13 protein-coding genes are annotated in these 14641 nt (G+C 39.9%); all 13 read left to right on the top strand.

Annotated features, from left to right (window positions below):
- The first annotated feature begins 12 nt into the window (after positions 1-12).
- The 13 genes from galK to AC4PG5_RS05325 all read left to right on the top strand — a co-directional run bounded on the left by galK (position 13) and on the right by AC4PG5_RS05325 (position 14002).
- Positions 13-1167, top strand: coding sequence for a galactokinase (gene galK / locus AC4PG5_RS05385; RefSeq protein WP_492030401.1), 1155 nt, complete (start codon positions 13-15; stop codon positions 1165-1167).
- Between the two features lie 272 nt (positions 1168-1439).
- On the top strand, positions 1440-3452 hold the full coding sequence (locus AC4PG5_RS05380; protein WP_492030400.1) for a transketolase family protein: 2013 nt from the start codon (positions 1440-1442) through the stop codon (positions 3450-3452).
- The gene (gene rpiB, locus AC4PG5_RS05375; RefSeq protein WP_492030399.1) at positions 3449-3886 is read left to right on the top strand and encodes a ribose 5-phosphate isomerase B; all 438 of its coding nucleotides are present in this window, start codon (positions 3449-3451) and stop codon (positions 3884-3886) included. The genes AC4PG5_RS05380 and rpiB overlap by 4 nt, the downstream gene beginning before the upstream one ends.
- A 480-nt stretch (positions 3887-4366) precedes the next feature.
- Positions 4367-4642 (top strand): tetratricopeptide repeat protein, encoded by a 276-nt coding sequence (locus tag AC4PG5_RS05370; RefSeq protein WP_492030398.1) that lies wholly within the window; start codon positions 4367-4369, stop codon positions 4640-4642.
- 21 nt (positions 4643-4663) lie between these two features.
- Entirely contained in the window at positions 4664-4891 is a 228-nt protein-coding gene (locus AC4PG5_RS05365; protein ID WP_492030397.1) for a 4Fe-4S dicluster domain-containing protein, read from the top strand.
- Between the two features lie 87 nt (positions 4892-4978).
- A complete protein-coding gene (locus AC4PG5_RS05360; protein WP_492030396.1) occupies positions 4979-6058 on the top strand; it encodes a 3-methyl-2-oxobutanoate dehydrogenase subunit VorB in 1080 nt (359 codons plus the stop codon).
- Positions 6059-6302: 244 nt separating this feature from the next.
- Positions 6303-7067 (top strand): thiamine pyrophosphate-dependent enzyme, encoded by a 765-nt coding sequence (locus tag AC4PG5_RS05355; protein WP_492030395.1) that lies wholly within the window; start codon positions 6303-6305, stop codon positions 7065-7067.
- A 20-nt stretch (positions 7068-7087) separates the two neighbouring features.
- Positions 7088-7633: a 2-oxoacid:ferredoxin oxidoreductase subunit gamma family protein gene (locus tag AC4PG5_RS05350; protein WP_492030394.1), complete on the top strand. Its 546-nt coding sequence runs from the start codon at positions 7088-7090 to the stop codon at positions 7631-7633.
- Positions 7634-7772: 139 nt separating this feature from the next.
- Positions 7773-9809, top strand: coding sequence for a putative porin (locus AC4PG5_RS05345; protein WP_492030393.1), 2037 nt, complete (start codon positions 7773-7775; stop codon positions 9807-9809).
- A 7-nt stretch (positions 9810-9816) separates the two neighbouring features.
- The gene (locus AC4PG5_RS05340) at positions 9817-10647 is read left to right on the top strand and encodes a transporter substrate-binding domain-containing protein (RefSeq protein ID WP_492030392.1); all 831 of its coding nucleotides are present in this window, start codon (positions 9817-9819) and stop codon (positions 10645-10647) included.
- Positions 10648-11028: 381 nt separating this feature from the next.
- Positions 11029-11271 (top strand): DUF4492 domain-containing protein, encoded by a 243-nt coding sequence (locus tag AC4PG5_RS05335; protein ID WP_492030391.1) that lies wholly within the window; start codon positions 11029-11031, stop codon positions 11269-11271.
- 13 nt (positions 11272-11284) lie between these two features.
- Entirely contained in the window at positions 11285-12847 is a 1563-nt protein-coding gene (locus AC4PG5_RS05330; RefSeq protein WP_492030390.1) for a cytochrome ubiquinol oxidase subunit I, read from the top strand.
- Positions 12848-12859: 12 nt separating this feature from the next.
- The gene (locus AC4PG5_RS05325; RefSeq protein ID WP_492030389.1) at positions 12860-14002 is read left to right on the top strand and encodes a cytochrome d ubiquinol oxidase subunit II; all 1143 of its coding nucleotides are present in this window, start codon (positions 12860-12862) and stop codon (positions 14000-14002) included.
- The last annotated feature ends 639 nt before the right edge of the window (positions 14003-14641 follow it).

Genomic DNA, 14641 nt, shown 5'->3' with positions numbered 1-14641 from the left:
ATATTTTATATCATGGACATAGAACACGTAAGAAGTCGTTTTATTAAACACTTTGACGGAACTACCGGATATGTATATGCTTCACCCGGTCGTATTAACTTAATTGGCGAACACACCGATTATAATGGGGGATTTGTTTTTCCCGGAGCTGTAGATAAAGGAATGGTCGCAGAGATCAAACCGAATGGTACAGATAAAGTCAGAGCTTATTCTATCGATTTGAAAGATTATGTAGAATTTGGCTTAAATGAAGAAGATGCACCACATGCTAGCTGGGCTAGATATATCTTCGGTGTATGCCGCGAGATGATTAAACGTGGTGTTGAGGTTAAGGGATTCAATACTGCTTTCTCAGGTGATGTGCCTTTGGGAGCCGGAATGTCTTCTTCTGCTGCTTTGGAAAGTACTTATGCTTTTGCTATTAATGAACTTTTTGGTGAGAACAAAATCGATAAGTTCGAATTGGCAAAAGTGGGACAGGCTACTGAACACAACTATTGTGGGGTGAAATGTGGCATCATGGACCAATTTGCTTCTGTCTTCGGAAAAGCCGGACACCTTATCCGTTTGGATTGTCGTTCGTTAGAATACCAATATTTCCCATTCCACCCAAAAGGTTATCGTTTGGTATTGTTGGATTCTGTGGTTAAACACGAATTGGCTTCTTCGGCTTACAATAAACGTCGTCAGAGCTGCGAGAATGTGGTTGCGGCTATTCAGAAAAAACATGCAAATGTTGAATTCTTGAGAGACTGTACGATGGAGATGCTTCAAGAGGTGAAAGCAGAAGTGAGTGAAGAGGATTTCATGCGTGCAGAGTACGTAATTGAAGAAATTCAACGAGTGCTTGATGTATGTGAAGCTTTGGAAAAAGATGACTACGAAACTGTTGGTCAGAAAATGTATGAGACGCACCATGGTATGAGCAAATTATATGAAGTGAGCTGTGAAGAACTCGATTTCTTGAACGATTGTGCGAAAGAATTTGGGGTAACCGGTTCACGTGTGATGGGCGGTGGCTTTGGTGGCTGTACGATAAACTTAGTTAAAGAGGAACTTTATGCTGATTTTGTAGAGAAAACTCAAGAAGCTTTCAAAGCGAAATTTGGAATGAGTCCGAAAGTTTATGACGTGGTCATTGGCGACGGTTCTAGAAGACTTGTATAATAGATCGTTAAATATATCTATTTGTAGAGGGTGTCCTTTTAAAGGATACCCTCTTTCTTTTAATATTGAAATCTAATAGAGGGTTGATTGTTTATTCTAAAGGTTTGATTTACTGGTATAAGATGCTCTATACATAATATTAAACATCAAAAAGATATCAACATACGATTGTCCATTAACCATAAAAGCCTTATCTTTGCACAAGCAAATGTATTTGCTACCATAATGTATAAATATGACTTACCATAAGAGACTATTTAAAACCAAAAGAAATGAACGATAGCAAACTAATGAACCGTGCTGCAGACAACATTCGCATCCTTGCAGCCTCAATGGTTGAAAAAGCAAACTCGGGACATCCGGGGGGTGCCATGGGTGGAGCAGACTTTATTAATGTGCTCTTTTCAGAGTTTTTAATACACGATCCGAAAAACCCGGCTTGGGAAGGACGCGATCGCTTTTTCCTTGATCCCGGACACATGTCTCCAATGTTGTATTCTACATTGGCATTAACCGGTAAATTCACGATCGAAGAACTTAAAGAGTTCCGTCAATGGGGAAGCCCTACACCGGGACATCCTGAAGTAGACGTGATGCGCGGTATTGAAAATACATCTGGTCCATTGGGACAGGGGCATACTTTCTCTGTGGGAGCCGCTATCGCTGCGAAGTTTCTAAAAGCACGCTTTGGCGAGGTAATGAACCAAACCATTTACGCATATATTTCCGATGGTGGTATCCAAGAGGAAATTTCACAAGGTGCAGGCCGAATGGCTGGAACTTTAGGGTTGGATAACTTGATCATGTTCTATGATTCTAATGATATTCAACTTTCGACAGAGACGACTGAGGTGACGACTGAAAATGTGGCCATGAAGTATGAAGCATGGGGATGGAAGGTAATCACTATTGACGGTAACAATCCGGATGAAATTCGTGCTGCTCTTGTTGAGGCTAAAGCTGAAATGGAACGACCAACCTTGATTATTGGTAAAACAATCATGGGTAAAGGAGCTCGTAAAGCTGATGGTAGTAGCTATGAAGCGAACTGCGGTACTCATGGGGCACCATTGGGTGGCGATGCTTACGTAAATACCATCAAGAACTTGAATGGTGATCCGACTAATCCGTTTGTGATCTTCCCGGAAGTCGCTGAGTTATATGCTAAGCGTGAAGCTGAACTTGCAGAAATTATAAAGGAACGTTATGCTGCTAAAGCAGAATGGGCTAAGGCAAATCCACAATTAGCTGAGAAATTGCAATTGTTCTTCTCTGGAAAAGCACCTCAAGTCAATTGGGAAGCTATCGCTCAGAAAGCGAATGTTGCAACGCGTGTTGCTTCGGCAACCGTACTTGGCGCTTTAGCTGAACAAGTGGAAAACATGATTGTGTCTTCGGCAGACTTGTCTAATTCTGATAAGACCGATGGCTTCTTGAAAAAGACTCATGCTTTCAAACGTGGTGATTTTAGTGGTGCATTTTTACAAGCGGGTGTTTCTGAGTTAACGATGGCTTGCGTTTGTATCGGTATGTCTTTACATGGTGGCGTTCTTGCTGCATGTGGTACTTTTTTCGTGTTCTCTGATTATATGAAACCGGCTATTCGTATGGCTGCGTTGATGGAGCAACCGGTGAAATTTATCTGGACGCATGACGCTTTCCGTGTAGGAGAGGATGGACCGACTCACGAACCGGTTGAGCAAGAAGCTCAAATCCGTTTGATGGAGAAACTGAAAAATCATAAGGGAGCGAACTCCATGCTTGTACTTCGTCCGGCAGATGCAGAAGAGACAACTGTGGCTTGGAAATTGGCGATGGAAAATATGAGCACTCCTACTGGATTGATCTTGTCACGTCAGAACGTTAATAACTTACCTCAAGATACAACTTATCAAGAAGCGGCTAAGGGCGCTTATGTCATCGCAGAGTCTGATGAAAATCCTGATGTAATCTTGGTGGCTTCCGGTTCGGAAGTGGCAACCTTGGTTAGCGGTGCTACTCTTTTACGCCAAGAAGGTGTTAAGGTGCGTATTGTTTCGGTGCCCTCTGAAGGATTGTTCCGCAGTCAGCCGAAAGCATACCAAGAGGCTATCTTGCCGGCAAATGCGAAGATCTTCGGATTGACAGCCGGACTACCGGTTAACCTTGAAGGTTTGGTCGGAGCGAACGGGAAAGTTTTCGGATTGGAATCTTTTGGTTTCTCTGCACCTTATACGGTGCTTGACGAGAAACTTGGTTTCACTGCTGAGAATGTATACAAACAAGTAAAAGAAATGTTATCATGAAAAAGACTATAGGCTTATGTTCTGATCATGCTGGATATGAACTTAAAGAGTTCGTTCGCCAGTGGTTGGATGCTAAAGGTTATGCTTATCAAGATTTTGGGACTTATTCAACTGAGAGTGTTGACTATCCGGATTTTGCTCATCAACTTGCTAATGCGGTTGAAGCAGGCACTTGTTATCCGGGAGTTGCCATTTGTGGAAGTGGAAATGGAATCAATATGACCTTGAACAAACATCAAGGCATACGTGCTGCATTGTGTTGGAATCCGGAGATTGCCACATTAGCACGCTTGCATAATGATGCCAATGTATTGGTTATGCCGGGACGTTTTATCAGCAATGAAGAAGCTGATGTGATTCTGTCGAACTTCTTTGCAACAGAGTTTGAAGGCGGTCGTCATCAGAAACGTATTGATAAGATTCCGGTAAAATAAGCGTCTGGGGATGAAGTTCCTGATGACTTTAAAATTATAAGTTCACCCGTGTTACATTTCATTTGTAGCACGGGTGATTTGTTTAAGTGGCTACCGACCTATTGTTTGTAATAGAGTTGCTCTGAGTTGAATGTGTTATTGTTTGTGGAGGTTGCTCTCTCAAAATGATAGTCTTTTATATTCTTGGCTTACAACTTTTTATTGGTTTAGATCTGTTGGTTGTCTTTTGTTTTTTAGCTAGGTCTCTGAGCGAAAATTACCAGTTGTGTTAAATTGAAAGTTTGGCCTATTTTTTACCCTCGGTGTATGTGCTTTATTCGACGTTTGCTCTGTGTGAAGCTATCAAAATGTTAGCAAAAAACTGTTTTAAAACATTTATTAACTAAAAAATAGAATAAAAGTCACTTTTTTCAAAGCCTAACAATCTTTTTATCAAAATAAAGTTTATCTTTGTCTCATAGAATCCTAAAAAAAACAAAGATGGATCAACTAAAAGAATTGCAAGATCTCATCTCTCGAGGAGAGGTCACTTCCGCTTTAGAACAATTGGATCGAATGATACAAGAAGATCCTACGAATAAGGATGAATTGTACTACATAAGAGGAAACGCTTTCCGCAAAAAAGGAGATTGGCAACAAGCTTTAAATAACTACCAATCGGCCATCGATATTAATCCTCAGAGTCCGGCTGTTCAAGCTCGGGCTATAATCATCGATATTTTAAACTTCTATCATAAAGACATGTTTAATCATTAAACGTAATAAGATAAAGAAATTATGGCAAAAATTAAGGGAGCAATAGTGGTTGACACAGAACGTTGCAAAGGTTGTAACCTTTGTGTTGTGGCGTGTCCACTTGATGTGATTGCTTTAGCTAAAGAGGTCAACATCAAAGGGTATAATTATGCCCAACCCGTGAAAGAAGACACTTGTAATGGATGTAGCTCATGTGCTACGGTATGTCCTGACGGATGTATTACCGTTTATAAAGTGAAAGTAGAATAACATTATGTATCGCCGAAAATCATGTAAGATTGGTCGTACCAACCGAAGCATTGACACATAGGCTCACAATTCAATCATCGAATTATTATGTCAGAAGAAGTTGTATTAATGAAAGGAAACGAAGCCATCGCACATGCAGCCATTCGCTATGGTGTTGATGGGTATTTCGGCTATCCTATTACTCCTCAATCAGAGGTTTTAGAAACTTTGGCAGAACAACGGCCTTGGGAAACTACAGGAATGGTAGTACTTCAGGCAGAAAGTGAAGTTGCTGCTATTAATATGGTATATGGTGGCGCAGGAAGCGGCAAAAAAGTAATGACCTCATCATCTAGCCCTGGGGTTAGCTTGAAACAAGAAGGTATATCATACCTTGCTGGTGCTGAACTTCCTTGTCTCGTGGTTAATGTCATGCGAGGTGGTCCTGGATTAGGTACCATACAACCTAGTCAAGCCGATTACTTTCAAACAGTAAAAGGTGGAGGTCATGGCGACTATAAGTTGATTGCTCTTGCTCCTGCATCTGTTCAGGAAATGGCCGACTTTGTTGGACTTGGATTTGAACTTGCATTTAAATATCGCAATCCGGCTATTATTTTGGCGGACGGTGTTATCGGACAGATGATGGAAAAAGTTGTTTTGCCGGCAGTGACGCCTCGTCGTACTAACGAAGAGATTATTGCAGAATGTCCATGGGCAACGACAGGAAGAACTAACGGTCGGAAGCCGAATGTGATTACTTCTTTGGAATTACGTTCGGAAGAAATGGAAAAAAATAATATCCGTTTCCAAGCGAAATATCGTTTGATAGAAGAAAACGAAGTTCGTTTTGAGACAATCGATTGTGATGATGCTGATTATTTGATCGTGGCATTCGGATCAATGGCACGTATTGGGCAGAAAGCCATGGAATTGGCTCGTAAAGAAGGCATTAAGATTGGTCTTTTGCGTCCGATTACGTTGTGGCCTTTCCCAACTGATGCTATTGCTTCTTATGCAGGCAAGGTTAAGGGTATGTTGGTGACTGAGTTGAATGCCGGACAAATGGTTGAAGATGTTCGTCTTGCAGTAAATGGTAAGGTCAAAGTTGAACATTTTGGACGTTTAGGCGGAATCGTTCCGGACCCTGAAGAAATAGTCGCTGCTTTAAAAGAGAAGTTGATTTGATCTATTTCAATATCTTTACTAGAAAAGAATAATTACTCAATAATTTATAAAAACAAAGATGAATCCCGATAAAATAAGAAACATACTAAACATTTTATTCATGATATTGGCTGTGGCATCTATCATTGTCTACTTCGTTGCCAAAGATGATTTTAAATTGTTCATTTATGTATGCGGAACTGCCATATTTGTTAAGATCATGGAGTTTTTTATACGATTCACCAACAGATAAGGAGAATAAATTATGACTAGAGACGAAATAATTAAGCCCGAAAACTTGGTTTATAAAAAACCAACATTGATGAATGACGTTCCGATGCACTACTGCCCGGGATGTAGTCACGGGGTTGTCCATAAACTCGTTGCCGAGGTTATCGAAGAGATGGGTTTACAGAACAAGGCTGTCGGAATATCCCCTGTAGGATGTGCAGTCTTTATTTACAATTATATTGATATTGATTGGCAAGAAGCTGCTCACGGACGTGCGCCGGCTTTAGCTAGTGCCATCAAGCGGTTATGGCCGGAAAACTTGGTCTTCACTTATCAAGGTGATGGAGACTTAGCTTGTATTGGAACTGCAGAAACCATTCATGCTTTAAATAGAGGTGAAAATATTACCATTATATTTATCAATAATGCTATTTATGGTATGACTGGTGGACAGATGGCTCCAACAACTTTGGTGGGAATGAAAACGGCAACTTGTCCATACGGCCGCGATGTAAACCTTCACGGATATCCTTTGAAGATTACTGAAGTTGCTGCTCAATTGGAAGGTACGGCTTATGTCACCAGACAATCGGTTCAATCGGTTCCTGCCATACGAAAAGCTAAAAAGGCTATTCGTAAAGCTTTTGAGAACTCCATGAGTGGTAAAGGCTCTAACTTGGTTGAAATTGTTTCAACTTGTAACTCGGGTTGGAAAATGTCACCGGAAAAAGCAAATAAATGGATGGAAGAACATATGTTCCCATTCTATCCTCTTGGTGATTTGAAAGACAAAGAATAACGCTAAATATCAACAATATAATGAAAGAAGAAATTATTATAGCAGGATTCGGTGGTCAAGGTGTGCTGTCTATGGGAAAGATTTTAGCTTATTCCGGACTGATGGAAGGCAAAGAGGTGACTTGGATGCCTGCTTACGGACCGGAACAACGTGGTGGTACAGCGAATGTGACTGTTATTGTGAGTGATGATAAAATCTCATCTCCGATTTTGAGTACTTACGACGCTGCTATCATACTAAACCAGCCATCACTCGAGAAATTCGAGAGCCGCGTGAAACCTGCTGGAATATTGATTTATGACGGATATGGTATTATCAACCCTCCGACACGAAAAGATATTAAGGTTTATCAGATTAATGCGATGGACGCAGCTAATGAGATGAATAATGCTAAGGCTTTTAACATGATTGTGTTAGGTGGATTGCTGAAATTACATCCTGTTGTTAGTCTAGAAAGCGTGATCAAGGGTCTTAAAAAGACACTTCCTGAACGCCATCACCATCTTATTCCGATGAATGAAGAAGCCATTAAGAAAGGTATGGAACTTATAAAAGAAGTTCGCTAAATAACCGATTAGAAATATCGGTTTGAAAAATGACAATTGGTATTTTGATTTTTATTACAATAAATTTAACACTAAGCGACATTTATTGTAAGGAGTCAATTATCAGTTGTCATTTTTTCATTTATCTTTGCACTTAATTATGAAACGACTTCTATTAATACCATTACTAATCTTCATAGGGAGCTTAAACATTGTTCGAGCTCAATTAAATCCTGTACGACAAGATGTTAATCAATTTGGACGCGACCAATTTGGTAATCAGATTGATCCTAATACACGCCCTGAAAATCTTGATAGTACTCAAACAGAAGTGCAAAGTTTGCCTCCAAAGCTATTTATGTGGAGACTTAATGAGACGTTAGGGCATCGAACGATTGTTCCTGCTGATACATTATATCATCATTTTCAGAATACAAATTTTACGGAAGGAGTGTCCGGTTTTACTTCTCACTTGGGTAACCTTGGCTCACCTCAGATGTCGCATATCTTTTTTAATAGAGAGAGATTTGCACCGACGATCTTTTTAGAATCTTTTTCTGACTTTTTTGTTTCTCCCAATAGATTCAATTTTACTAATAGTAATGTGCCATACACTAACCTGACTTATCATAAGGCGGGCAATAAGTTGAATGGAGAAGAACGGTTTAAATCTTATTTTTCGGTAAATGCGAATAAAAGACTCGCTTTTGGATTTAACATCGACTATTTGTATGGCAGAGGATTCTACAATCACCAAAATACGGCTTATTTCAATGCCATGATTTTCGGAAGCTATATTGGAGATAAATATCAGCTACAAGCGATCTATAGCAACAATTTCCTGAAGACCAATGAAAATGGTGGAATAACTGACGATCGTTATATTACTTCGCCGGAGGAAATGTCCGGGAATAAGAAAGAATATGAACCACAAAATATTCCAACGGTACTGAATGCTTCGACGAATCGGAACCGGAATTTTTATGTTTATCTCAATCAGCGATATAATTTAGGCTTTAAGAGAGAAGTGGCTCAGTTACCTAATGACACGACTCCTCCTAAGAAAGAGTTTGTTCCGGTAACGAGTTTTATTCATACTCTTAAACTAGAGCGCTCTCGACATCGCTTTAACTCGGGGGATAAGATCGAGGGTTACTATGCGAATACCTACATCGATCCCGAAACAGTAGCAGTCGGGGACTCAACAACTTATTTTAGTGTGAAGAATGTATTGGGAATCTCTTTGCTCGAAGGTTTTAATAAGTATGCAAAAGCCGGATTGACCGCTTTTGTTTCTCATAAGATCAATCAATATTCTCTGATGAGCCTGACTGAACGAGCTAGTAAATATACTGAGAACGAAATTTATTTGGGTGGAGAATTATCTAAGCGCGAAGGACATTTCTTGCATTATTCTGCTATCGGAGAATTTGGAGTAGCCGGGAAGGCTATTGGTCAGTTTGATGTAAAAGGGGATGCCGACTTAAATTTCCATTTATGGAATGATACCGTACATCTAGTTGCTCGTGGTGAAGTCTCTAACAAAATTGCTCCGTTCTATATGCGACATTATCATTCTAAGCATTTTTGGTGGGATGATGAGATGGGTAAGGAATTTCGTACTCGCGTAGAGGGAGAGTTGAGCGTCGATCGTTGGAAGACTCTTTTGAAATGCGGAGTTGAAAATATAAAGAACTACACTTATTTTGATCAGACTGCAACTCCGAAACAATATGGAGGTAACTTACAAGTCTTATCGGCTACAATCAAACAGGATTTTAAACTTGGCATTCTTCATCTAGATAATGAAGCGATTTGGCAGAAAGTGAGCAATGCTGCAGTTCTTCCATTGCCCGATCTGTCTTTATATCACAATTTATATCTTCAATTTAAAGTTTCAAAGAAAGTGCTTAGTGTGCAATTGGGAGCAGATGTTCGTTATTTCACCTCTTATTATGCACCTAATTATATGCCTGCCACACAACAGTTTTATCTTCAATCGGACGATAAAATTAAAATCGGAGGATATCCTGTTGTTAATCTATACGCCAATCTGCATTTAAAACGTACCCGTTTTTATGTTATGATGTATCACGTTAATCAAGGTATGGGAAAGAAAAACTATTTCATGGCTCCGCATTATCCGATTAACCCCTCTGTCTTTAAATTTGGCCTATCTTGGAATTTGTATGATTAAAAAGGGAATGAGAATCGATCGCTATCGGTTACTTCTTAAGTACATCGCTCTATTTATCGTTTTATTTGGATGTATTTGGTTTATTAACACGTCTAAATCTGAGTCAACTTCAGAACCGCGTGACTTTTCGGAGATAAAAGAAGAGGGCGTTTTGCGTGTGGCTATAGAGTATAATGACATGTCGTATGCTATTTCCGGAGACTCTGTTTCCGGACTTGACTATGAGCTGATCAAGGAGTTTGCTAGGGATCAGAACTTAAAGCTTCAAGTTCTGCCTTTAATGAGCTTTTCTGAAAGAGTCAAGCAGATTGATCATGGAAAGTGTGATGTTATTGCTAGCACTATTGTGAAGACGAAGGGCTTGAAAGATTTGCTACTGCTGACCGATCCGATTGTATTGAGTCGACAGGTTCTTATTCAGCGAACCACTGCTCAAGAAACGTACAAGCCAGTCACGACTTCTTTGGATCTGGCAAAGAAAACTATTTTTATCATCAAAGATTCTCCGGCTGTTTTACGAATACGAAACCTCGAAGAGGAAATAGGGGATACGATTTATGTCGAGGAACTAGAGAAATATGGGCAGGAGCAATTGATCAGTCTTGTAGCTAATGGTGATATTGATTATGCGGTGTGTGATGAGAATATTGCTAAAAATGTGATAGATTCTTTTCCTAATGTTGAAACAAAAGCGATTGTTGGTTTTACTCAGTTATATTCATGGGGAGTGAGTAAACAATCTCCTATATTATTGGAAACTCTAAATAAATGGATTAAGGAGTCTCGTCATAAAAAAGAGGTTATTGACTTGTTCAAGAAATATAACTATAAAAGATAAGGAGGGAGATGAAAATTGTTCTTTGTCTGATTTCATCTGTTCTTATTTATTCTTGATGCAAGTTTAGATTCAGCAACAATTTTATTTAAATACTGTCTTTTATGAGTGTCGTCTTATGAGAATAAACGGCTCTTTTAAAGCATGTGAACCTTTTTGTACCATCCGGGAGCGATCTTGCCTAAAAAAACTATTTGTATTGGAATGGTCAATGCGTCTTCTCGTTTTTTATTGCTAATCAGTTGTTTATAGGCTTTATTTCTTTCTGTAAGCATTCTTCTATCAATATCTTAATTCTAAAAAGGGATGTTTTTTATTCTATTTAATTTGCATTAAATTATAAAAAGTATATATTTGTATCCATTACAGATTAACCTTTAGAGTATGAAACACAGATTAATCGCGATATGGAATTTTTATTTCGAAGGATTCCGAGAGATGACATTAGGGCGTACGTTATGGCTTATCATTTTAATCAAGCTTTTTGTCATGTTCTTTATTCTAAAGCTATTCTTTTTCCCAAATTTTTTGAAAGATCATCCAACAGCGGCCGATAAATCGGAATATGTTGGTAATGAGCTCATTCAAAGAGCACTTTCTGATACGACTCAGATTTCTAACAATTAAATTATTATAATGCATGATTGAGAGTATTGATACTTCACTGATTGACTGGTCGAGAGCTCAGTTTGCGATGACAGCAATGTATCATTGGATCTTCGTCCCCTTAACCCTTGGATTGGCTGTCGTTATGGGAATAATGGAAACATTGTATTACAAAACCGGAAACGAGTTTTGGAAGCGTACCGCTAAGTTTTGGATGAAACTTTTTGGTATCAACTTCGCCATAGGGGTAGCTACCGGTCTGATTCTTGAATTTGAATTCGGAACGAATTGGAGTAATTATTCATGGTTTGTTGGGGATATTTTTGGAGCTCCACTTGCTATTGAGGGTATCCTTGCCTTCTTTATGGAAGCCACTTTTATTGCAGTCATGTTCTTTGGCTGGGAAAAAGTGAGTAAACGTTTTCATTTAGTCTCGACTTGGCTCACCGGATTGGGAGCAACGATTTCGGCTTGGTGGATTCTAGTTGCTAATGCATGGATGCAGCATCCGGTTGGCATGGAGTTTAATCCGGACACTCATCGGAATGAGATGGTCGACTTCTGGGCGGTGGCAACTTCTCCGGTCGCTGTGAATAAATTCTTTCACACTGTGATATCGAGCTGGGTGCTTGGAGCCATATTCGTTGTGGGCGTGAGCGCTTGGTATTTATTAAAGAAACGTGAAAAAGATTTTGCATTGGCTAGCATAAAGATTGGAGCTTCTTTCGGTCTGTTTGCAGCTTTGTTGACGGCTTGGACCGGTGATGGGTCGGCTTATCAGGTCGCACAAACGCAACCGATGAAGTTGGCCGCAATAGAAGGACTTTATGACGGTTCAGAAAACGTCGGACTAGTTGGCTTTGGGGTGTTAAACTCCGATAAGCAAACGTATAACGATGGTGAAGATCCCTTCTTATTCAAATGGCAAATCCCGGGTTTGCTCTCTTTCTTGGCCGAAAGAAATACAGAAGCGTATGTGCCCGGTATCAAAAATATCATTGATGGAGGCTATATGTTGAAAGATGGCTCGGTAGCCCTTCCTGCAGCAGAGAAGATTGCTCGTGGAAAATTGGCAATTACCGCTTTGGCCAATTATAGTCAAGCTAAAAAGGAGAAGGATGAGGTAAAAGCGACGTCTGCTTACCGAACGTTGAAAGAAAACATTGATTATTTTGGGTATGGCTATATAAAAGATGTCAATACCTTGGTGCCTAATGTACCATTGAACTTCTATGCTTTCCGTATCATGGTCATGCTCGGCGTGTATTTTATCTTCTTTTTCATCATCATTTTATTCTTTGCTTACAAGAAAGATTTAAGTCGAACTCGCTTCTTGCTTTGGCTCTCTTTGCTGACTATCCCTTTAGCTTATATCAGTAGTCAGGCGGGATGGGTCGTTGCAGAGTGTGGTCGCCAACCATGGGCCATACGCGATATGTTGCCTACTTGTGCTGCAGTGTCCAGGCTAGATGTTGGCTCGGTGCAGACCACCTTCTTTATCTTCTTGTTTTTATTTACGGTGATGTTAATAGCCGAAGTTAGTATTATGGTCCGCGCCATCAAGAGAGGCCCCGAACCCCCTTTGTCTAATCCTTAATACCCTACTATTATGTATACTTTTCTTCAGCACTATTGGTGGTTTGTCGTTTCCTTACTTGGAGCTATTTTAGTATTCCTATTATTTGTTCAAGGCGGTAACTCTCTACTCTTTTCCTTGGGCAAGACAGATAAAGAGCGTAAAATGCTGGTTAATTCGACCGGTCGTAAGTGGGAGTTTACGTTTACCACACTAGTGACTTTTGGCGGAGCTTTCTTCGCTTCTTTCCCACTATTTTACAGTACGAGTTTTGGTGGAGCCTATTGGTTGTGGATGATCATTCTATTCAGCTTTGTTCTTCAGGCAGTGAGCTATGAGTTTCAGAGTAAGGCCGGCAATATTTTAGGTAAAAAGACGTATCAAACGTTTTTAGTGATTAATGGGGTGGTTGGTCCATTGCTTTTAGGTGGTGCCGTTGCAACCTTCTTCACCGGATCCGACTTTTATATTGATAAATCAAACCTCACGAACCTAGCTATGCCGGTCATTAGTCATTGGGGAAATGGATGGCATGGATTAGAAGCACTGACTAACATTTGGAACGTTGTCTTAGGCGTGGCGGTCTTTTTATTGGCTCGTATTTTAGGGATGCTTTATTTTGTGAACAATATAGACGATCGGGATTTAATCTCTAGAATTCGGCGATCTTTAATCCCTCATTCCGCTCTATTCTTAGTGTTCTTTTTGAGTTTCCTTGTTCGGATATTGCTTGCCGATGGTTTTGCGGTGAATCCGGATACGTTGGAAATCTATCTGGAACCGTATAAATACGCTTTAAACTTCTTGGAGATGCCGATCGTTTTAGTGGTCTTCTTACTCGGAGTTGTCTTGGTGCTTTGGGGAATTGGTCGTACGATCTGGAGCAAGACTTACGATAAAGGTATTTGGTTTACGGGCATTGGTACGGTGCTAACTGTTTTGGCTTTGTTCCTAGTTGCCGGATATCATAACACCGCTTACTATCCGTCGTCGGCTGACCTGCAGAGCTCGTTAACCCTAGCCAATAGTTGTTCGAGTGAATTCACGCTCGAAACCATGAGTTATGTTTCGATTCTAGTCCCATTTGTTCTCGCTTATATCTTTTATGCTTGGAGAAGCATCGATAAGAAGAAAATCACAGACGAGGAGATGAGCAGTAGTGGACATGCTTATTAATCCGTGAAAATAAAGGCTGCCTAACGCATGAGTTTTAGGCAGCCTTTATTCTTATCGGTAAGCGACTCCCAATAACTCGCTTGCCAACATCTGCTATAAATCAACATAAGATTGGAAGATCCGATCTTGTGTTAACCGCTTGGTCTATGCCATAAATCATTCCTCTAGTTTCATTAATTATTCTTTTCGTTTGATTCTTTATTTTTCTTGTTTAATAAATCATTTCTCTTGTTTAGTTAATTATTTTTCTTGTTTTATTATTGGTTATTTAAACTCTATTTGTTGTTGTTTGAAGGGCATTTGTTGAGCCCTCGAACGAGGGCCGAAGAGCCCACGTTCGAGGGCTCATGGGTTTTCGTTCGAGGGCTGAAGAGCCCTCGAAGCAAGGCTCAACAAATGGAACTTACTTAGCAAGTGATTTTACTTCAATAGGTATTAAAACTGATGTCGAATTTGGTAATGATAACGTCCGACAGAAAACGGACTTACGCTTGTTGTTTGTTTTGCGATGCTATGATGTTTGTCTTTCGAAGTTTGTCTTTTGGTGATGCGATGCTATGATGTTTCTTGCGATAGTATGATGTTTGTTTTGCGATGGTATAAAGGGTGCGTCGATAAAATAAAAAAAAGCTACCCAAA

Source organism: Bacteroides sp. QWL-09, assembly GCF_058683585.1.
This window is presented reverse-complemented; position numbering and strand designations above follow the sequence as displayed.

Coding starts and splice junctions, on each gene's coding strand:
- AC4PG5_RS05365 (WP_492030397.1), top strand. CDS start 4,664: ATGGCAAAAATTAAGGGAGCAATAGTGGTTGACACAGAACGTTGCAAA.
- AC4PG5_RS05340 (WP_492030392.1), top strand. CDS start 9,817: ATGAGAATCGATCGCTATCGGTTACTTCTTAAGTACATCGCTCTATTT.
- AC4PG5_RS05325 (WP_492030389.1), top strand. CDS start 12,860: ATGTATACTTTTCTTCAGCACTATTGGTGGTTTGTCGTTTCCTTACTT.
- AC4PG5_RS05330 (WP_492030390.1), top strand. CDS start 11,285: ATGATTGAGAGTATTGATACTTCACTGATTGACTGGTCGAGAGCTCAG.
- AC4PG5_RS05370 (WP_492030398.1), top strand. CDS start 4,367: ATGGATCAACTAAAAGAATTGCAAGATCTCATCTCTCGAGGAGAGGTC.
- AC4PG5_RS05355 (WP_492030395.1), top strand. CDS start 6,303: ATGACTAGAGACGAAATAATTAAGCCCGAAAACTTGGTTTATAAAAAA.
- AC4PG5_RS05380 (WP_492030400.1), top strand. CDS start 1,440: ATGAACGATAGCAAACTAATGAACCGTGCTGCAGACAACATTCGCATC.
- rpiB (WP_492030399.1), top strand. CDS start 3,449: ATGAAAAAGACTATAGGCTTATGTTCTGATCATGCTGGATATGAACTT.
- AC4PG5_RS05345 (WP_492030393.1), top strand. CDS start 7,773: ATGAAACGACTTCTATTAATACCATTACTAATCTTCATAGGGAGCTTA.
- AC4PG5_RS05350 (WP_492030394.1), top strand. CDS start 7,088: ATGAAAGAAGAAATTATTATAGCAGGATTCGGTGGTCAAGGTGTGCTG.
- AC4PG5_RS05360 (WP_492030396.1), top strand. CDS start 4,979: ATGTCAGAAGAAGTTGTATTAATGAAAGGAAACGAAGCCATCGCACAT.
- AC4PG5_RS05335 (WP_492030391.1), top strand. CDS start 11,029: ATGAAACACAGATTAATCGCGATATGGAATTTTTATTTCGAAGGATTC.
- galK (WP_492030401.1), top strand. CDS start 13: ATGGACATAGAACACGTAAGAAGTCGTTTTATTAAACACTTTGACGGA.